This is a genomic window from Thermophilibacter provencensis, assembly GCF_900128445.1.
Taxonomy (GTDB): domain Bacteria; phylum Actinomycetota; class Coriobacteriia; order Coriobacteriales; family Atopobiaceae; genus Thermophilibacter; species Thermophilibacter provencensis.
The window spans coordinates 2,059,791-2,078,228 of sequence record NZ_LT671417.1 but is presented as its reverse complement, the minus strand read 5'-3'; the positions used below and the strand labels follow the sequence as shown (position 1 = coordinate 2,078,228).

Here is an 18,438-nt window from a genome sequence, read left to right as displayed (position 1 = left end):
GCTATGGAGTTCAAGTTCAAGGTCCAGCAGTATCAGACTTTGGCGGCTAAGGCTGTCTCTGACGTCTTTGATGGTCAGCCCAAGATTGAGGGGCAGCAGTTCGTTCGTGACCTGGGTTCGAATCGCGGGGTCGGCGGAACTGTGAGCCTTGATTTGGTTTATGCGGACTCGGATGGCTACAAGAACGCTCCGTTAACGATGGGCTCCGACGTTCTTCTCGACAACATCAAGAAGGTCCAGGACCGCAACGGCATCGAGCGTTCGGGCAAGCTCAGCCACGCGCTTGGCGCCTGCGAGCTGGACGTTGAGATGGAGACGGGCACCGGTAAGACCTACGTCTATACCGAGACCATCTTTGAGCTCAACAAGCGCTACGGGTGGTCCAAGTTCATCATCGTGGTGCCGAGCGTCGCCATTCGTGAGGGCGTGGCTAAGTCGCTTGCCATCACCGAGCGGCACTTCGCCGACCGTTACGGGAAGCGCATCTGGTGGTTTGTCTACAACAGCTCGCGCCTGAACGAGCTCGATGCTTTTGCCAGCAGAAGCGACATCTCCGTCATGGTCATCAACATGCAAGCGTTCAACGCCTTTGACGAGTCCAAGAGCAAGGAGGGGCGCGGGGGAGACAAGACCGCCCGCATCATGTTCTCCGAACGCGACGACTTTGGCAGCCGGCGCCCCATTGACGTTCTTGCAGCCACCAACCCCATCCTCATCCTCGATGAGCCTCAGAAAATGGGGAAGAAGAACAGCGCCACGCGCAAGGCGATGCAGCAGTTCCACCCGCTCTTCTCGCTCAACTACTCGGCCACGCACACGGAGCACCATAACGAGGTCTATGCGCTTGACGCGCTCGATGCCTACAACATGCGTCTCGTGAAGCGGATCGAGGTCAAGGGCTTCGAGGTGCGCGGCATGCGCGGCACAGACGGTTACCTCTGCCTGCAGGAGATCAAGGTGAGCAAGGCCGCTCCTGTCGCGCGCATTGAGTTCAAGAAGCTCATGGCCAACGGCAGCGTGAAGAAGGTCATCGGCTCGTTCAACGAGGGTGACGACATCTACGTTGCCTCGGGCGAGCTCGAGGCATATCGCAACGACTTCGTCGTCTCTGAGATTCGCGCTGATCAGGATGGCACCCTTGGCTACGTGCGCTTCCGCAATGGTGAGGAGCTGCGTTGCGGCGAGGTTGTTGGCGACTCCGCGGGCGAGGACATCCGTCGCGTACAGATTCGCGAGACCATAAAGAGTCACCTTCAGAAGGAGGAGCAGCTTTTCTCGCGGGGCATCAAGTGCCTCTCGCTCTTCTTCATCGATGAGGTTGCGAAGTATCGGGTCTACTCGGATGACGGTGAGGAGCTGACGGTCGGCTATGGCAAGGTATTCGAGGAGGAGTACGCTGCCGCTGTGGCAGAGCGCCTCGACTCATCCCGCATTGGGGACGACGCGCCTGGCTCCTATGCCTCGTATCTCAAGCAGTTTGAGCCAAACCAGGTGCACAAGGGGTACTTCTCGATAGACAAGAAGGGTCGTGCGGTCGATAGCGCCACGAAGCGCGGGTCGGAATACTCCGACGATGAGAGCGCCTACGACCTCATACTCAAGAACAAGGAGCGCCTGCTTTCCTTCGACGAGCCCACTCGTTTCATCTTCTCCCACTCGGCGCTTCGCGAGGGATGGGACAACCCCAACGTCTTCCAGATCTGCACGCTCAAGGAGTCTGGATCCGAGACGAGCAAGCGACAGGAGGTCGGGCGCGGCATGCGCCTGTGCGTGAACCAGGAGGGCGACCGTCAGGACGTTGGAGCGCTCGGCGAGGACATGGTCCAGAAGGTGAACCTGCTTACGGTTATCGCGTCCGAGAGCTACTCGAGCTTCGTGAATGACCTGCAGAAGGACATTAGAGCCGAGCTGCGCGAGCGACCGAAGAAGGTCACGAAGGAGTTCCTCCGGGACTTCCACTTTGTTGGCTCGGGCGGCGTGAAGCTCGAGCTGGACGGCGAGCAGGCCGAGCTCGTGCACAACGTGCTGGTGAAGCTCGAGTACGTTGGCCTCGACGGCAGCGTCACCGACAAGTTCAAGACTGAGGGCATCAGGCGCGAGGAGATCGAGACACTCCCCGTTGCCGCGCGTACGGTGATCGAGCAGAAGCTTCCGCTTATCGAGACGGTTCTGACGAGCGTCTTTGACAGCTCGGCGCTCGATGATATGGTGAGCAACGGACTCGAGGCGAAGGTTCTCTCCAATCCCCTTAACGAGAACTTCGGAAAGAGGGAGTTCCAGGAGCTCTGGAACAAGATCAACTTCAAGCAGGCCTATACCGTTCACTTTGACGGTGACGAGCTGCGGCGCAAGGCGGTGGACAATATCGACCGCAACCTGATGGTCTCCAAGGTGACGTATCGCATCGTCACGGGAGGGCAGGCCGAGGAGGGGAGCACCGAGCAGCTTGACTCGAAGAGCCACTTCGAGGTGAGTCATACCGAGACGCACAACCTTTCTGACGTGTCTCCCATCCACGTCAAATATGACCTGGTGGGCGAGGTCGCAAGGCGGGCGAAGATCACCCGTCGCAGCGCGGCGAGGATTCTCTCCGAGATGAGCCCTGTGAAGTTCGCGCTCTTCAAGGAGAACCCCGAGGAGTTCATCGCCAAGGTGGGGGATGCCATCGTCGACGAAAAGGCGACGATGATCGTAGAACACATCAGCTACAACCGGCTCGAGGAGCGCTACGACGCAGCTATCTTCACGGAGACCATGCCGGAGAGCATGGCGCGTGCCTACCGTTCCAAGAAGAACGTGCAGGACTACGTGTTCCCGGACGGGACGGCGGTGAAGTCCGTGGAGCGACGGTTTGCCGAGGACCTGGACGCGGCTGACGAGGTGGTCGTCTACGCCAAACTCCCGCGCTCATTCCAGATACCGACGCCGGTCGGCAACTACGCCCCCGACTGGGCGATTGCCTTCAAGCAAGGGAGCGTGAAGCACGTGTTCTTTGTCGCGGAGACGAAGGGATCGATGAGCACGTTGGACCTGCGTCCCATCGAGCAGGCGAAGATCGCGTGTGCGAGGAAGCTGTTTGCCAGCATGGGCGGCGCCAACGTTGAGTACGATGTTGTCGATAGCTACGAGAAGCTGCTGGAGTTGGTGAGAGAGTAATGGAAAAGACCCTGCTGATTGGTAACGGCCTCAACCTGGCGGCTGGAGGTCGCAGCTGGGATGCCTTGCTCCAGGAAATATGCCCCGATGACTTGCGGATTCAGACAAACGACAAGAATGATGCCATTCCGCAGCCAATTCAGTTTGAAATGATTGGGGCCAGGGAGAACGAGCGCTCTTCTCGTCGCGGCAAAGATTCGTATCTGAAACTAAAAAACAAGATCAAGGGTCTGTTCGATGAGACGCCATACGACTTTGGGCCTCTACATCACGCAGTGTATAAAACTAAAACTGACAATATTATTACCACAAATTACGACTTTGTTCTTGAGGAGGCTTCTGGGCGCTGGGACCCTAACGATGCCCGGAGGTGGAACTCCCAGCAGAAATATCTGTTTGAGTCCACGGGCGTCGTTGGGGGCAGGAACTTCTTCCATTGCCATGGGGTGTGCAATCTTGCGTCCTCGATTTGCATAGGTTATGAGCATTACATGGGCTATGTCCAGCATATGAGGTCCCTATTAGTGAAGGGATCGAAGGACGAATGCGAATTAGACAGTCCTCGCATCGCCCGAATACTAAATGGGACGGTAGCAGTTTCAGAAATGCAGTGGCCGATTCTGTTCTTCAACTCTGATATTGCGATACTTGGGCTGGGGCTTTCCTTCTCGGAGCTGGACCTCTGGTGGCTCCTAACGTTCAGGGCAGCCTTCTTTTCTAATGTCGACATTACAGCGAGACCTAATAAGGTTACATATTTCGATGTCGCCGAGATAAGCAAAGACGAGGACTGCGAGGAAAAGAAGCACGAAATGAGGGAGGGTGCCAAGGCGATTGCCCTAAGCGGGCTCAACGTCCAGTACGTCCCCATTGTTACCCACTCGTACAAGAGGGGCTACGGGATTGTTCTAGAGTCGCTCCAAGAGGAGGACGGCTGGGATTGATGTCCTTTCTTAAAACTGGTGTGTGGCATCGTTAAGTTGCCTCCGGATAAGGGGACAGGCACTTTTGCACGCTTCTCTGGCGTGCAAAAGTGCCTGTCCCCTTTGCACGGCGCCCTCCGCCGAGGGGGCGCGGCCTCTGGCAGAGTCGAGCGCCCTTCTCGCCCAGGGCGGCCGGTAGAATGCTACCAACCAGTCCGATGGGAGGTGCACCATGGCTAACCTGCTGAAGGATCGCTACGACGCGCTGGTCGCCACGTGGGTGGCGCTTCCGGAGGAGCGCCGGGAGAAGCTGCTCGCCGACTTTGTCGTCGACTACGTCTACAACTCCGAGAAGATAGAGAACGAGGAGCTCACGTTTGCCACCGTGAGCCAGATCGTCAAGGGCGACGCCGTCGAGGGCTACACCGGCGACGTCCAGGTGCTCGTCGAGGCGCGCAACCTCAAGGTCTCCTGGGACCTCGCCCGCATCAAGCTCGCCGAGGACCCCTGCCTCTCCGAGGAGCTCATCCAGGAGGCCCAGGGGCTCGTGACCATGGGGACGTACAAGGAGAAGCTCCTGCTCGCGGGCGAGCGCCCGGGCGCCTTCAAGCTGGACAACTACGTCGGCGGCCCGGCGCGCGTCGGCATCCCCGCGGTCGAGGTCCCGCACGCGGTGGGCGTCCTCGCGGACGACGTCAACACGGAGCTCGAGGCGGGAGGGCGCCATCTCACCATCGCCGCCTACCTTCACGCCCGCCTCTCCGAGATCCACCCCTTCGCGGACGGCAACGGCCGCACCGCCCGGCTGCTCATGAACGGGGTGCTCCTCGCCATGGGGATGCCTCCCATCGTGATCCGCGCGCAGGACCACGGGGCGTATCACGCGGGGCTCGACGTCTTCCACCTCGAGGGCGACCTCAGCCCGTTCCGCCGGTTCCTCCGCAACGAGACGCTGCTCACGTGGGAGGGGATTATCGACTAGGCATGGCGGGAAACCCCTTCGACTTCAATCGGGACGGCCGCTGGTCCACGCCGGAGCGCGCGCTCACGCACTACGGAGTGGACCCGCTCGTGCGAGGTGGCGCCGAGAGGGGAGGCTGCGGAGGCTGCGGGTGTGCGCTCGTGCTTCTCGCCCTGCTTGCGGTCGTCCTTCTCGCCCTTGTGATGTGAAGATGTGGACTCCCCAAAAAAGTCCTTGCATCGGACGGCGGGGTTTTGCATAATAATCGAGCTGCTTGAAGAGGTGGCCAAAAATGGTGGGTGTAGCTCAGTTGGCAGAGCGACGGACTGTGGCTCCGTAGGTCGAGGGTTCGAGACCCTTCGCCCACCCCATTTAATCGAATACGGATCGTTAGCTCAGCTGGTAGAGCAGGGGACTCTTAATCCCAAGGTCCAGGGTTCGAACCCCTGACGATCCACCACTTTTTGGATCGTTAGCTCAGCTGGTAGAGCAGGGGACTCTTAATCCCAAGGTCCAGGGTTCGAACCCCTGACGATCCACCACGATAGATTCGGCCGGGCGCCTTCGGGTGCCCGGCCGTTTTGCCGTGTCTCGGGCGGGGCTGAGGCGGGTCCGCCCGAGCATGCCCCCGCGCACGGAACGGTGGCTCCGGACGGGGATTCCGTGCGCCGGGGCACGCTCGCGAGCCTCCCCCTCAATCGCGGCGCAAGCCGCGGCGGGCCGCCGATTCCGTCCGGGCCGCATGGTATCCTGCGATGCGGGAAGGGAGGGGCACATGGCGAGAAGGACGTTCGGCGCGCGGCGCCCCCAGAGCAGGCCCGCGCTCATCGTTGCGATTGTCTTCGTTGCGCTGCTGGCGCTCGGCGCTGCGGGCGCGCTCCCCGGCGCCCCCGGGCTGCGGGCGGCGCAGGAGCCTCCGCGCATCTCCGAGCGGCAGGCCGGCTACACCGAGTGGGACCCCGGCGAGAGCCCGGACTACTACCGCGTGGTCGGGACGGCCGTCGTCGACGTTGACCTGGACCCGGGTGAGGCTCGCTACGAGGGGCTCGACTCGCTCGGGCGCACGGGTCGCGTGGTCGCGCTCGTCACGCCCGAGATGTCGCGCGAGGGCGCGGACCGCGAGCGCGAGGACATCCACGACATCCACCCCGCCGGGTGGGGGCACAACCGCGAGGTGGACATCGTGAACCCCGACGGCTCCACCTACCACGGCGCGATCTTCAACCGCAGCCACCTGCTCGCCAAGTCCCTCGGAGGGGACGACGCGGACTACAATCTGGTCACGGGCACGCGCACGCAGAACGTCGGCGACAACACGGGCCAGAACGGCGGCATGGCCTACGCCGAGGGCCTCGCGCGCGACTGGCTGCGCCACAACGGCGGGACCGTCTACTACTCCGCGACCCCCGTCTACGAGGGCGACGAGCTCCTGCCGCGGAGCGTCATCGTGGACGTGCGCAGCTCGGACGGCGAGCTCGACCTCGAGGTCGAGGTCTACAACGCCGTTGCCGGCTACGACATCGACTACGCGACGGGGCGATTCTCCGCCGCGGGGGAGTGAGGGGGCATGTCAGAGGGACTTGACGCCATCGAGGCCGCGCTCGAGCCGGATGAGACCCTGATCGAACGGGTGGTCGAGAAGAACGTCGAGTGGGAGGGACGCATCTTCTCCGTGGAGCACCTGCGGGTGGGGCTCTCCGACGGCTCCCTCGACTGGCGCGAGGTGGTGCGCCACCACGGCGGCGCCGGCGTGGTGGCGGTGCGCGACGGGCGCGTGTGCCTGGTGCGCCAGTATCGCGTGGCGCTGGGGCGGATGACGCTCGAGATCCCTGCCGGCAAGGTGGACCCGGACGAGCCGCGAGACGTCTGTGCCGCCCGCGAGCTCACCGAGGAGACGGGGCTCGTGGCCGACCGCCTGGAGCTCCTCGCCGAGTCCTACGGCGCCCCCGGCTTTACGAACGAGCACACCTCGGTGTACTTCGCCCACGGCCTCACGCAGGGGGAGGCGGCGCCTGACGAGGGGGAGTTTCTGAACGTCCTGTGGGTGGGCGTCGAGGACGCCGTGGAGGCCATTCGCCGCGGCCTCATCGACGACGCCAAGACCGTGACCGGCATTCTCGCGGCGCGGGCCTACGGGTTGCTATAGAATGACCACGCGGCATGTCGCGAAACGCGCCCTTAGCTCAGTTGGATAGAGCCGCGGACTTCTAATCCGAAGGTCGGGGGTTCGAATCCCTCAGGGCGCACCACGAGAGCCTCGGGCCGGGCCACCCCTGCGGTGCCCGGCCCGTTCTTCTCGCCAGCCCTTGTCTCGGGCGGCACGACTGCAGCAGCTACTGATATATGAGATGGTTCCCCGCCCCCGGCGCGCCCGCGGGGGCCGGGACGGCCCTTTGGCGGAAATCCTTACGCCGTATAGGCGATTTACGGTTTGTTGCGGGGGCGTTATGCGGCATACTTGAGTCCGTGAGTCTGCCCGTTGGAAGGAGCGCGCGTTGATTTACACAATGACGTTGAACCCCGCCCTTGACTACGTCATGCACCCGCTGACGCTGGACATGGGCTTTACCAACAGGTCCTCGAACGAGGAGCTGCACTGCGGCGGCAACGGCATCAACATCTCGACCCTGCTCAACGAGCTCGACGTCCCCAGCATCGCGATGGGCATCGCCGCCGGCTTCACCGGCGACTACCTCCTCAGGTGCCTGCAGGAGAAGGGCGTCGCGAGCAACTTCGTCATCCTCGACCGCGGCTACACCCGCATCAACGTCAAGCTCAACGGCATCGTCATGACGATGGTCAACGGCATGGGCCCCAAGATCCCCGAGAAGAAGGTCAACGAGCTGCTCGAGCGCATGGACATCGTCGGCTCCGATGACACGCTCGTCCTCACGGGCTCGATCCCCAACTCCCTGCCCGAGGACATGTACATGCAGATCATGCGCCGCCTCGGCGGGCGAGGCATCCAGTTCGTCGTGGACGCCCCCGGCCAGCTCCTGATGGAGTCCCTCGAGGCGCACCCGTTCCTCATCAAGCCCAACAACCATGAGGTCGGCCGCATCTTCGGCGCTGAGATCGAGGAGCCCGACGAGTGCATGCCGTACGCCCACAAGCTCCAGGATGCGGGCGCGCGCAACGTCATCATCTCCTGCGGCGGCCACGGCTCGCTGCTGCTTGACGAGAACGGCGCCGAGCACGTTGTCCCCACCGCCAAGATTCGCCTGGTCAACGCCACCGGCGCCGGCGACTCCATGGTCGGCGGCTTCCTCGCCCAGGTCACGCGCGGCGTGGACTACGAGACCGCGCTCATCTTCGCCTCCGCCTGCGGCACCGCGACCGCGGCCAGCAAGGGCATCGCAAAGCGCTCGACGATCGACCGCGTCGTCGGCGCGCTCTACAAGAAGATGGGCCGCGCCATTCCCGGCTCCATCGCGCGCGACATGGAGGCCAACAAGGCCCGCGAGGCCGAGCGCGAGGCGGCCGAGAAGGCCGAGAAGTAGCCTCTCGCGGGCCATCCGGCCCGCTCCTTGGTGTTCCCGTCCCACGAGGGACGTGGCCATACTGGGAAGTGGCCGCGTCAGCGGCCAGGAAGTAGGGGGAAGAGATGTACGAGGGAGTCAACGCATCGGATGGCATCGGCATCGGCGTCGCGCGCGTCGCCGTGGAGCCCGACCTGAGCTTCACGCCGCACAAGCCCGAGGATGCCGGCGACGAGAAGCAGCGCTATGCCGCCGCCGTCGTCAAGTTCATCGAGCAGACCAACGCCCAGATCGAGCGCATGAAGGTGACGGTTGGCGAGGAGGCCGCCGCCATCATGGGCGCCCACATCGAGTTCGCGGAGGACGACGGCATCAAGGACATGGTCAACGCGTCCATCGAGAGCGGCATGTGTGCCGAGCAGGCCGTCTCCGAGGCCTATGACATGTACTACAACATGTTCGCCAACATGGAGGACGAGCTGTTCCGCGAGCGTGCGGCCGACGTGGCCGACGTCAAGACCGGGCTTCTCGCCGACCTTCTGGGCAAGGAGGTCGTCGACCTCTCCACGCTGCCCGAGAACTCCGTCGTCGTGGTGCACGAGCTCACGCCGTCCATGACCGCGGACATCGACAAGGACAACGTCGCCGCCATCGTCACCGAGACCGGCGGCCGCACGTCCCACTCCGCCATCATCGCCCGCGCGCTGGAGATCCCGGCCGTCCTCTCCGTCGCCGACGTCACCAAGAACATCAAGAGCGGCGACATGGTCATCGTCGACGGCTCGCGCGGCCGCGTTATCGTGAACCCGGACGACAACGACCTTACGCACTATCGTGCCAAGGCCAAGCAGTATGCCGAGGAGAAGCTCGCGCTCGAGGCCTATCGCGGCAAGGAGACCGTGACCGGCGACGGCGAGAAGGTCCTTCTCGTCGCCAACATCGGCAACCCCGATGACGCCAACGTCGCCTCCGAGCACGACTGCGAGGGCGTGGGCCTGTTCCGCTCCGAGTTCCTGTTCATGGACGCCAAGGAGCTCCCGAGCGAGGACGAGCAGTTCGCCGCGTACCAGAAGGTCGCCCTGCGCATGAAGGACCAGCCGGTCATCATCCGCACGCTCGACGTGGGCGGCGACAAGGAGATCCCGTACATGAACCTCCAGAAGGAGGAGAACCCCTTCATGGGGTACCGTGCGGTGCGCTACTGCCTCAACAACCCTGACCAGTACAAGGTCCAGCTCACGGCGCTGCTGCGCGCCTCCGCCTTCGGCGACATCAAGATCATGATCCCGCTCGTCACCAACATTGACGAGATTCGCCAGGTGAAGGCCCTCGTCGAGGAGTGCAAGGCCGAGCTCGACGCCCGCGGCGTGTCCTATAACAAGGACATCGAGGTCGGCACCATGATCGAGACGCCCGCCGCGTCGCTGATCGCCGACGACCTCGCCGCCGAGTGCGACTTCTTCTCCATCGGCACCAACGACCTCATCGGCTACACCATGTGCGCCGACCGCGGCAACGACCGCGTGGGCTATCTCTACGACGTCTACCAGCCCGCCGTGCTGCGCTCGCTCAAGCGCATCATCGAGGAGGGCCGCAAGGCCGGCATCATGGTCGGTATGTGCGGCGAGGCCGCGGCTGACCCGCTGCTCATCCCGGTGCTGCTCTCCTTCGGCCTGAACGAGTTCTCCGTGTCCGCGCCGTCGATCCTGCGCACGCGTCGCATCATCTCCGAGTGGACCAAGGCCGACGCCGACGCCCTCACCGAGAAGGTCATGAAGCTCAAGACCGCCGCCGAGGTCAAGGCCATGCTCCAGGCCGCCGCCCGCTAGTCTGCAAATTGGGGACAGTCCCCAATTTGCACAAACCTTTGATGCCGTCCGCCGAACCGCTGGCGGGCGGCATCTTATTTTGATTTTTACGACGGGTATGTTTCCTCGCACGCCGTCGATTGGGGGAGACATGCCGAGGGGACCAAGGGAGCTGTCGGAGCAGGGGCTCTATCACGTCATCATGCGGGGCGCGGGCAAGCAGGTGCTGTTTGAGGACGGGCGAGACTACGAGGCGTTCCTTCAGATGCTGCGGCGGGCGCTCGAGAGGTTCTCGCTGAGCGTGATGGCGTGGTGCCTCATGAGCAACCACGTGCACCTGCTCGTCGACGATGCCAAGGGGGAGCTGAGCGGGTTCGCGCACCTGGTGTCGACCACGTATGCCCGCCACTTCAACGAGCGGTGGGGGCACGTCGGGCACGTCTTCTCCTCGCGCTTCACGAGCGTCGCGATCGGCTCCGACGAGCAGCTGCTTGCGACGATGAGGTACATTCACCAGAATCCGTCCCGCGCCAGGATGGCGGCGCCGCAGGAATATGCGTGGAGCAGCTACTCGGAGTATGTCGGCGACGCGGGGATCTGCGAGACGGGAATGGTTCTCGACCTGCTCGGAGGCGTTGCCGGCTTCTGCGAGTACGTTAACGATGCCGCAGCGGCACCGTACTATCCGCGGACCTCGGCGAGGGTCCCCGACGAGGAGGCCATAGAGGCGGCAGCGGCCGCGATCTGGCCCGAGCGGCTCGACGGGCTGAAGGCGATGTCCCCCGAGGCAAGGGCGAGCCATCTGCGCAGGCTCGGCGAGGCGGGCCTCTCCGTCAGGCAGATCGGGAGGCTTACGGGACTCGGTCGCTACGCGATCGAGAAGGCCCTGCATCAAAAAGCTGCGTTAATTGGGGACTGTCCCCAATTAGCAGACAACGCGAAGGGCGGAGGGGATGACGTCGATCTCAAAGTGGGCGCCGCGCATGCGCTCTCCGTCGACCTGGCAGGGCGGCTCCTCGGCAAAGTCGAGAACGGCATGTCGGATATGGCGCAGGCTCACGACGCTCGACCGCGCGTGACGTCCGCCCCGCGCCAGCCCGAAGAGTGCCAGCAGATGGGGGAGCAGCGGTTTCTTGACGTTGTAGCAGACGTCGAGAAGGCCGTCTCCGGGATCGGCGTCCGGGCAGATTCTGAAGCCGCCGCCGTAAGTTGGGCCCACCTGCACGGCGAAGATGAGCGTCTTGAGCTCGACCGGCCCCTCGCCGTCAAAGCGCGCCGTGCAGGGAAAGCCGCCCTTCGCCCGCGAGAGGATCTTGAGCCCTGAGGTGACGAAGAGCGCCTCGCCCTCCTGCGAGGTGTTGGCCGCGCGACGGTCCGTCGTGTCCAGCGCAATCGCCGCGTCGAGGCCAAACGAGAGGGTCTGCATGAAGTGAACGCCGTTGACCCGACCGACCTCGAGTTCGCGCACGGTGCCGCGCACGAGCTGCGCGAAGGCGCCCTCGACGTCATTTCTCGCCATTCCGAGCGTTCGGGCGTAGTCGTTTCCGGAGCCGAGGGGTATCACGCCGAGCTGCGGCCGCGCGGACCCCGGAAGCCTCATGAGGCCGTTCACGACCTCATGGATGACGCCGTCGCCGCCGAGCGCGAGCACCGTATCAAAGCCGACGGCCCCCGCGGCGATCCCCACGGCGTCTCCGGGGCCCGTGGTGAGGCGCACCTCGTAGCCGCTCGTGGCGGTGGCGTAGCTTCCCAGGAAGTGGCGGGCAAAGTCGGCGCCGGCGGCGCCCTTGCCGCTGTGGGCGGCGGGGTTGGCAATCAGCAGCGTTCGTCCGAGCGGGGAGTGGGCCATAAGACGTCCTTCTCGAGGTTCTTCTCGCCCCGATTGTACGCCAGACTGCGGCGAAAGCGACCTCCTGCCCCACGCCGCCAAGCGGGCGAGAAGGACGACGGATATGTAAATTGGGGACTGTCCCCAATTTGCAGATTGCCTGAACGGGAGCGCTCGCCTATACTGGGCACTTGCGACCGGGGCGTGGCGCAGCTTGGTAGCGCATCTGCTTTGGGAGCAGAGGGTCGCTGGTTCGAATCCAGTCGCCCCGACCACGCAACGCGGGTGTGGTTCAATGGTAGAACCTCAGCCTTCCAAGCTGATGACGCGGGTTCGATTCCCGTCACCCGCTCCAGATCTTGAAGAGCCCGGGCCTCGTGCCCGGGCTTTCTGCAAATTGGGGACTGTCCCCAATTAACAGAAAGCGCGCGTGTGGATTGCGCCTGTGTTTCGTGTGTACGGGAGATTTCGCACGAGGTTCGATGCCGTTACACTTCTCGCGCAGATTTGTGCCGCCACGTTTCGTCAACGTATCCTCTCTTCCGGAACTTTCGTCGCGGCCGCGGCCGCAGGAGAGGGGAGAATCCCATGACGTATTCCGAGAGAGTCATTGCCGAGCTTGAGGCCCGCTATCCCGAGCAGCTCGAGTTCATTCAGGCGGCCAAGGAGGTCCTCGAGACCCTGCAGCCCGCCCTCGACGCTCACCCCGAGTACGAGGAGAACGCGCTTCTCGAGCGCATCGTCGAGCCCGAGCGCGTGATCATGTTCCGCGTGCCGTGGGTCGACGACGAGGGCAAGGTCCAGGTCAACCGCGGCTATCGCGTCGAGTTCAACTCCGCCATCGGCCCCTACAAGGGCGGCCTGCGCTTCAACCCCACGGTCACCGTGGGCATGCTCAAGTTCCTCGGCTTCGAGCAGATCTTCAAGAACAGCCTGACCACGCTGCCGATGGGCGGTGGCAAGGGCGGCTCCGACTTCGACCCCAAGGGCAAGTCCAACCGCGAGGTCATGGCCTTCTGCCAGTCGTTCATGACCGAGCTCTTCCGCCACATCGGCCCCAACACCGACGTCCCCGCCGGGGACCTGGGCGTGGGCGGCCGCGAGGTGGCCTACATGTTCGGCCAGTACAAGCGCCTCAAGAACGAGTGGACCGGCGTCCTCACGGGCAAGGGCCTCACCTTCGGCGGCTCGCTCGCCCGCACCGAGGCCACCGGCTACGGCCTGGTCTACTTCGTCGACGAGTACCTCAAGAGCACCGGCGACTCCTTCGAGGGCAAGAAGGTCGTCGTCCACGGCTCCGGCAACGTGGCCATCTACGCCATTCAGAAGGTCGCCCAGCTCGGCGGCACCGTCATCGCCTGCTCCGACACCAAGGGTTGGGTCGAGGACCCCGAGGGCATCGACTACCAGGTGCTCGAGCACATCTACAACAAGAAGCGCTCCGGCCACGACGCTGGCGTGAGCCTCGCGATGTACGTCGACGAGCGCCCCAACGCTGTCTGGCACGAGGGCGACGGCCGTGGCGTCTGGCAGCTCCCCTGTGACATCGCGCTGCCCTGCGCCCGCGAGAACACCCTCACCCTCGAGGACGCCCAGGCGCTCGTGGCGGGTGGCTGCAAGGTCGTCGGCGAGGGCGCGAACATGCCCACCACGCCCGACGCCACCACCTACCTCATGGAGAACGGTGTTGCCTTCATGCCCGGCAAGGCGGCCAACGCCGGCGGCGTGCTCGTTTCTGGCCTTGAGATGAGCCAGAACGCCGAGCACCTCTCCTGGACGTTCGAGGAGGTCGACGGCAAGCTCGAGAGCCTCATGCGCGGCATGTTCCACAACGTGGACGACACCGCCCGCGAGTACGGCCACGAGGGCAACTTCGTGATGGGCGCCAACATCGCCGGCTTCCTCAAGGTCGCCGAGGCCATGATGGCCCAGGGCGTGTGCTAGTCGCCTGACCTGATACGCGTTGGGGGAGGCCCCCGACTTCCACGCAGGACCACGCTTCGCGGAAGATTCTGCTGAGGAAGTCGGGGGCCTTCCGCATGCAGGGTCGCTCCTGCTGGGTTTTATGCTAGGGCGCCTAGGTAGAGCGCGGCAGCGAGAAATGCGGCGGCGGCAAGGGCGACGAGCCACGCCTTCCAGTAGGGGATGAACCAGCGAAAGAGAAAGTCGCCCGGAGGCGGCTCGGCCGGGTCGCGCCCTTCGAGGTATGCCGCGGCGGCTATCGCGTTCTCGAGGTCGTGGTTGCGCATGAAGGAGCGGAGGCGCGGCAGCGCACGAAAGCCGAGCGCCAGCTCGCACGCAAGGGCGATGACGAGCAGGGCGATTCTCAGCGCATCCGCCCCGGGGCTGCTACCGCGCAGCGGAGTGAGCAGGTACGCCGCCATCACGAGCAGGAGGCCGAGCGCCAGCAGGGTCCCTGCCGACGCGAGAAGCCGCGCGAGCGCGTGCCGGTCCTCGGCGGTGGACCTCACGGCGCGCGATCCCTTCTCGCCGATCAGGTCGTCCACCGTGGTCTCAAAGACCTGGGCGAGAAGGACGAGGCTCTGCGCGTCCGCCAGGGTGCGCCCGGCCTCCCAGTTCCCGACCGTCTGGCGTGAGACGTAGACGCGGCGCGCCAGCTCGGCCTGGGAGATCCCCGCCGCTTTGCGGAGCTCGCGGATGCGCGCCCCGATGATCTGCTGCGCGGATGTCCGGCTCTCGTCCATGCTGCCCTCCCTGATGCCAGTGTATCCATGTGCCGCGCGCAGGGCGCAGATGGGCCGGCGAGCGGCGTGACAAAGGGCTTTGCCAGAGCCGCGAGCTGCGGCGCATTGGACACGCCCGCTGCCGGCGGACGCCATGCCGCAGCGATGGGCTAGAGTGGTGACGTCGGTTCCCGCAACGTGGAAAGGTGGACCCGTGTTTCTCGCCCTCGCGCTTGGCGCGCCCGCGCTCGTGCTGCCCGTGATCGCCGCCGTGGGTTCCCGCCCCTCGGCGCGGACGCTGGGCCTCGTTGCCGCGAGCTACTTCTTCATTGCGCTCTGCCTGACGTTTGTGCTCTGGAGCAACACGGTGGTCGACGAGTCGTCCCTTGTGGACACCGTGCACGGGTGGCTCTTCGGAGCGGTCTTTCTCATGGCGTGGTCGACGCTCTTCTCGGCCGTCGCCCTCGCGCGCATGATGAAAGGGGACTGCCCCATTTCATCATGAGAGCTCGCGGCGCCAGCGGGCAATGGCGAGGAGTGCCCGCTCCTTCTCGGTGTCTGACGAGAAGTGCGGGATTGAGACCCGCGGCGTGCCGGCACTCATGAGTGCCGGCGGGGATTTGAAGGTATGATGTGCAAAAGTGACTGTCCCTTTTGCACGTGGGAGGGAGTGGGATGACGCGCGTTGCCATCATGGGGGTCATCGTCGAGGACCCGACGTCCGTGGAGGCGCTGAACGAGCTTCTGCACGAGTACCGCGACCACATCTTCGGCCGCATGGGCGTGCCGTACCGCCGGCGGGGCGTGAGCGTGATCTCGGTCGCGCTCGACGCGCCGCAGGACGTGACGTCGGCGCTCGCCGGCAAGGTGGGGGCGCTCCCGGGCGTGAGCGTTAAGACGCTCTACTCCAACGTCATGGCCGAGGAGGACGCGTGTGGCTGACGCCCGCGGGCTCGTAGACCGCCTGGCCGCCGAGCACGCGCTTCCGGTCGAGAAGTACGAGGAGCTTGTGAGGTCCTTCTCGCCCGCGCTCGCGGCCTACGCGGCGGAGCGCGCCGTGGCGGCCCGTCGGGAGGTCTACGGCGACGAGGTCTTCGTCCGCGGGCTCATCGAGGTCAGCAGCCACTGCAGAAACGACTGCCGCTACTGCGGCCTGCGGCGCTCCAACCGCTCCGCCGAGCGCTACCGCCTTGCGCCCGAGGAGGTCCTTTCCTGCTGTGACACGGGCTATGACCTGGGCTTCAGGACCTTCGTGCTGCAGGGCGGGGAGGACCCGGCGCTCACGGACGCCGTCGTGTGCGACATGGTCTCCCGCATCAAGGCCGCGCATCCCGACTGCGTCGTGACGCTCTCGCTGGGCGAGCGGAGCCGGGCGAGCTATCAGGCGCTCCGCGACGCGGGGGCGGACCGCTACCTCCTGCGGCACGAGACGGCCGACGCCGCCCACTACGCGCGCCTGCACCCGCCGGAGCTCACGCTCGAGCGCCGCCTCGCGTGCCTGCGCGACCTGCGGGAGATCGGCTATCAGGTGGGCTGCGGCTTCATGGTGGGATCGCCCGGCCAGACGAGCGCCACGCTCGCGGAGGACCTCAGGCTCGTCGAGGAGCTTCGGCCGGAGATGTGCGGCATCGGGCCCTTCGTGCCGCATCACGCGACGCCGTTCGCCGAGGAGCCCGCGGGCTCGGTCGAGCTCACGTGCTACCTGCTCTCCCTCCTGAGGCTGATCGACCCGTGCCTGCTCCTGCCTGCGACGACGGCGCTCGCCACGCTTGACCCGCGCGGATGCGAGCGCGGCATGCTCGCCGGCGCCAACGTGGCCATGCCCAACCTTTCGCCGATGGACGCGCGCGAGAAGTACGAGCTCTATGATAATAAGGCGCACGCCGGGAGCGAGGCAGCCGAGGGGCTGGCCGAGCTGAGGCGACGCATGGAGTCGGTCGGCTGCCGCGTGGTGGTCGACCGGGGCGACGCGAGGCGCCGCTAGCGCGGGAGGGGTCCCGCGCGTCAGGGCGCGCGGGCTTTTCGCCAAGCCCGCCGCGCGAAGCGCTGAGGGGGAAGGCCCAGGGAGTCCCGGGGCCTGACCGCGAAGGGGAGGAGCATATGGCGACGTATGACCCGAGGTCCCGCTACGCCGAGGACTTCATCAACGACGAGGAGATTCGCGAGACCCTCGACTATGCCGCGGCGCACGCGCGCGACGTGCCGTTGATCGAGTCCCTGCTCGAGAAGGCCCGGCCCCGCCCCCTGGGCAACGGCTGCCACTGCGCGGGCCTCACGCACCGCGAGGCGAGCGTCCTTCTCGCCTGCGAGGTCCCCGAGCTCAACGAGAAGATCTTTCAGCTGGCGCGAGAGATCAAGCTCGCCTACTACGGCAACCGCATCGTGCTCTTTGCCCCGCTCTATCTCTCCAACTACTGCGTCAACGGCTGCACGTACTGCCCGTACCACGCCAAGAACAGGCACATCGCGCGCAAGAAGCTCACGCAGGACGAGGTTCGCCGCGAGGTGATCGCCCTGCAGGACATGGGGCACAAGCGCCTGGCGATCGAGGCGGGCGAGGACCCGCGGATGAATCCGATCGAGTACATCCTCGAGTGCATCCAGACGATCTACTCGATCAAGCACAAGAACGGTGCCATCCGCCGCGTGAACGTGAACATCGCCGCCACTACGGTGGAGGAGTACCGCATGCTCAAGGACGCGGGAATCGGGACCTACATCCTCTTTCAGGAGACCTACGACAAGAAGAGCTACCTCGAGCTTCACCCCACGGGGCCCAAGCATGACTACGACTACCACACCGAGGCCATGGACCGCGCCATGGACGGGGGCATCGATGACGTGGGCCTAGGCGTGCTCTTTGGCCTCGAGAAGTACCGCTACGAGTTCGCGGGCCTGCTCTGCCACGCCGAGCACCTCGAGGCCGTGCACGGCGTGGGGCCGCACACCATCTCGGTGCCGCGCCTGAAGCGCGCCGACGACATCGACCCCGACCAGTTTGACAACGGCATCGACGACGACACCTTCGCCAAGATCATCGCGTGCATCCGCATCGCCGTGCCCTACACGGGCATGATCGTCTCCACGCGCGAGAACGAGGCCGTGCGCGGGCGGGCGCTCGAGCTGGGCATCTCGCAGATCTCCGGGGGATCGCGCACGAGCGTGGGCGGCTATGGCGAGGAGGTGCGCCCTCACGACTCCGAGCAGTTCGACGTCTCGGACCAGCGCTCGCTCGACGAGGTGGTCCGCTGGCTCATGCAGCTCGACCACATCCCCTCGTTCTGCACGGCGTGCTATCGCGAGGGCCGCACGGGGGACCGCTTCATGAGCCTGTGCAAGAGCGGCCAGATCCTCAACTGCTGCCACCCCAACGCGCTCATGACCCTCGCGGAGTACCTCGTGGACTACGCCTCGCCCGCCACGGCGGGGGTGGGCTGGCCGCTCATCGAGCGCGAGCTGGGGCGCATCCCCAACGAGCGCGCTCGCTCGCTCGCGACCGAGCACGTGGCCGACATCCGCGCGTCCAGCCGCCGCGACTTTCGCTTCTAGCTGTCAATCGGTAAATTGGGGACAGTCTCCAATTTACACATGTTCTTGAT

15 protein-coding genes, 6 tRNA genes and 1 pseudogene are annotated in these 18,438 nt (G+C 64.9%); 20 read left to right on the top strand and 2 right to left on the bottom strand.

Annotation, left to right across the window (positions count from 1 at the left end):
- The first annotated feature begins 3 nt into the window (after window positions 1–3).
- From BQ7391_RS12525 to BQ7391_RS12800, 13 genes and pseudogenes are all read left to right on the top strand, one after another.
- A complete protein-coding gene (locus tag BQ7391_RS12525) occupies window positions 4–3,156 on the top strand; it encodes a type III restriction-modification system endonuclease (RefSeq protein WP_075280353.1) in 3,153 nt (1,050 codons plus the stop codon).
- Window positions 3,156–4,100, top strand: coding sequence for an SIR2 family protein (locus BQ7391_RS09415; protein WP_075280352.1), 945 nt, complete (start codon window positions 3,156–3,158; stop codon window positions 4,098–4,100). Before BQ7391_RS12525 ends, BQ7391_RS09415 begins: the two co-directional genes overlap by 1 nt.
- A 211-nt stretch (window positions 4,101–4,311) precedes the next feature.
- Window positions 4,312–5,061: a Fic family protein gene (locus BQ7391_RS09410; RefSeq protein ID WP_075280351.1), complete on the top strand. Its 750-nt coding sequence runs from the start codon at window positions 4,312–4,314 to the stop codon at window positions 5,059–5,061.
- Between the two features lie 2 nt (window positions 5,062–5,063).
- Window positions 5,064–5,249, top strand: a complete 186-nt coding sequence (locus BQ7391_RS09405) for a hypothetical protein (RefSeq protein ID WP_075280350.1) — start codon at window positions 5,064–5,066, stop codon at window positions 5,247–5,249.
- A gap of 86 nt (window positions 5,250–5,335) precedes the next feature.
- A tRNA-His gene (locus tag BQ7391_RS09400) sits at window positions 5,336–5,411 on the top strand.
- 13 nt (window positions 5,412–5,424) lie between these two features.
- Window positions 5,425–5,500: transfer RNA gene (locus BQ7391_RS09395), tRNA-Lys, on the top strand.
- Between the two features lie 6 nt (window positions 5,501–5,506).
- Window positions 5,507–5,582 (top strand) — tRNA-Lys (locus BQ7391_RS09390).
- Window positions 5,583–5,815: 233 nt separating this feature from the next.
- Complete coding sequence (locus tag BQ7391_RS09385) at window positions 5,816–6,601, top strand: DNA/RNA non-specific endonuclease (RefSeq protein WP_235858657.1); 786 nt, start codon at window positions 5,816–5,818, stop codon at window positions 6,599–6,601.
- A 6-nt stretch (window positions 6,602–6,607) separates the two neighbouring features.
- Entirely contained in the window at window positions 6,608–7,186 is a 579-nt protein-coding gene (locus tag BQ7391_RS09380; RefSeq protein ID WP_075280349.1) for an NUDIX hydrolase, read from the top strand.
- A 26-nt stretch (window positions 7,187–7,212) separates the two neighbouring features.
- Window positions 7,213–7,289 (top strand) — tRNA-Arg (locus BQ7391_RS09375).
- A 246-nt stretch (window positions 7,290–7,535) separates the two neighbouring features.
- Window positions 7,536–8,540 carry a 1-phosphofructokinase family hexose kinase gene (locus tag BQ7391_RS09370; protein ID WP_075280348.1) on the top strand — a complete coding sequence of 335 codons (1,005 nt, stop codon included), beginning with the start codon at window positions 7,536–7,538 and terminating at the stop codon, window positions 8,538–8,540.
- A 104-nt stretch (window positions 8,541–8,644) separates the two neighbouring features.
- The gene (gene ptsP, locus BQ7391_RS09365; RefSeq protein WP_075280347.1) at window positions 8,645–10,348 is read left to right on the top strand and encodes a phosphoenolpyruvate--protein phosphotransferase; all 1,704 of its coding nucleotides are present in this window, start codon (window positions 8,645–8,647) and stop codon (window positions 10,346–10,348) included.
- Between the two features lie 97 nt (window positions 10,349–10,445).
- Window positions 10,446–10,787, top strand: a pseudogene (locus BQ7391_RS12800) (transposase); the annotation flags it as partial.
- Window positions 10,788–11,252: 465 nt separating this feature from the next.
- Here BQ7391_RS12800 and BQ7391_RS09355 read toward each other — a convergent pair.
- Window positions 11,253–12,176, bottom strand: a complete 924-nt coding sequence (locus tag BQ7391_RS09355) for a diacylglycerol/lipid kinase family protein (protein WP_075280345.1) — start codon at window positions 12,174–12,176, stop codon at window positions 11,253–11,255.
- A gap of 177 nt (window positions 12,177–12,353) precedes the next feature.
- Between BQ7391_RS09355 and BQ7391_RS09350 the strand changes: the two genes are divergently transcribed.
- From BQ7391_RS09350 to gdhA, 3 genes are all read left to right on the top strand, one after another.
- A tRNA-Pro gene (locus BQ7391_RS09350) sits at window positions 12,354–12,430 on the top strand.
- A 6-nt stretch (window positions 12,431–12,436) separates the two neighbouring features.
- A tRNA-Gly gene (locus BQ7391_RS09345) sits at window positions 12,437–12,510 on the top strand.
- 233 nt (window positions 12,511–12,743) lie between these two features.
- Window positions 12,744–14,099 (top strand): NADP-specific glutamate dehydrogenase, encoded by a 1,356-nt coding sequence (gdhA, locus tag BQ7391_RS09340; protein ID WP_075280344.1) that lies wholly within the window; start codon window positions 12,744–12,746, stop codon window positions 14,097–14,099.
- 119 nt (window positions 14,100–14,218) lie between these two features.
- On the opposite strand, the gene BQ7391_RS12515 is transcribed toward gdhA, so the two are convergent.
- A complete protein-coding gene (locus tag BQ7391_RS12515; RefSeq protein WP_075280343.1) occupies window positions 14,219–14,860 on the bottom strand; it encodes a helix-turn-helix domain-containing protein in 642 nt (213 codons plus the stop codon).
- 193 nt (window positions 14,861–15,053) lie between these two features.
- Between BQ7391_RS12515 and BQ7391_RS09330 the strand changes: the two genes are divergently transcribed.
- The 4 genes from BQ7391_RS09330 to hydG all read left to right on the top strand — a co-directional run bounded on the left by BQ7391_RS09330 (window position 15,054) and on the right by hydG (window position 18,388).
- Window positions 15,054–15,344, top strand: coding sequence for a hypothetical protein (locus BQ7391_RS09330; protein WP_075280342.1), 291 nt, complete (start codon window positions 15,054–15,056; stop codon window positions 15,342–15,344).
- A 170-nt stretch (window positions 15,345–15,514) separates the two neighbouring features.
- Window positions 15,515–15,781 carry a TM1266 family iron-only hydrogenase system putative regulator gene (locus BQ7391_RS09325; protein ID WP_075280341.1) on the top strand — a complete coding sequence of 89 codons (267 nt, stop codon included), beginning with the start codon at window positions 15,515–15,517 and terminating at the stop codon, window positions 15,779–15,781.
- Window positions 15,774–16,823 carry a [FeFe] hydrogenase H-cluster radical SAM maturase HydE gene (hydE, locus tag BQ7391_RS09320; protein WP_075280340.1) on the top strand — a complete coding sequence of 350 codons (1,050 nt, stop codon included), beginning with the start codon at window positions 15,774–15,776 and terminating at the stop codon, window positions 16,821–16,823. Before BQ7391_RS09325 ends, hydE begins: the two co-directional genes overlap by 8 nt.
- A 116-nt stretch (window positions 16,824–16,939) precedes the next feature.
- Window positions 16,940–18,388 (top strand): [FeFe] hydrogenase H-cluster radical SAM maturase HydG, encoded by a 1,449-nt coding sequence (gene hydG, locus BQ7391_RS09315; protein WP_075280339.1) that lies wholly within the window; start codon window positions 16,940–16,942, stop codon window positions 18,386–18,388.
- Window positions 18,389–18,438: the final 50 nt, after the last annotated feature.

Bases quoted from the DNA above. Each gene is read 5' to 3' on its own strand.
- gdhA (WP_075280344.1), top strand. From the start codon at position 12,744: ATGACGTATTCCGAGAGAGTCATTGCCGAGCTTGAGGCCCGCTATCCC.
- BQ7391_RS09355 (WP_075280345.1), bottom strand. From the start codon at position 12,176: ATGGCCCACTCCCCGCTCGGACGAACGCTGCTGATTGCCAACCCCGCC.
- BQ7391_RS12525 (WP_075280353.1), top strand. From the start codon at position 4: ATGGAGTTCAAGTTCAAGGTCCAGCAGTATCAGACTTTGGCGGCTAAG.
- BQ7391_RS09405 (WP_075280350.1), top strand. From the start codon at position 5,064: ATGGCGGGAAACCCCTTCGACTTCAATCGGGACGGCCGCTGGTCCACG.
- ptsP (WP_075280347.1), top strand. From the start codon at position 8,645: ATGTACGAGGGAGTCAACGCATCGGATGGCATCGGCATCGGCGTCGCG.
- BQ7391_RS09385 (WP_235858657.1), top strand. From the start codon at position 5,816: ATGGCGAGAAGGACGTTCGGCGCGCGGCGCCCCCAGAGCAGGCCCGCG.
- BQ7391_RS09380 (WP_075280349.1), top strand. From the start codon at position 6,608: ATGTCAGAGGGACTTGACGCCATCGAGGCCGCGCTCGAGCCGGATGAG.
- BQ7391_RS09410 (WP_075280351.1), top strand. From the start codon at position 4,312: ATGGCTAACCTGCTGAAGGATCGCTACGACGCGCTGGTCGCCACGTGG.
- BQ7391_RS09415 (WP_075280352.1), top strand. From the start codon at position 3,156: ATGGAAAAGACCCTGCTGATTGGTAACGGCCTCAACCTGGCGGCTGGA.
- BQ7391_RS12515 (WP_075280343.1), bottom strand. From the start codon at position 14,860: ATGGACGAGAGCCGGACATCCGCGCAGCAGATCATCGGGGCGCGCATC.
- BQ7391_RS09325 (WP_075280341.1), top strand. From the start codon at position 15,515: ATGACGCGCGTTGCCATCATGGGGGTCATCGTCGAGGACCCGACGTCC.
- hydG (WP_075280339.1), top strand. From the start codon at position 16,940: ATGGCGACGTATGACCCGAGGTCCCGCTACGCCGAGGACTTCATCAAC.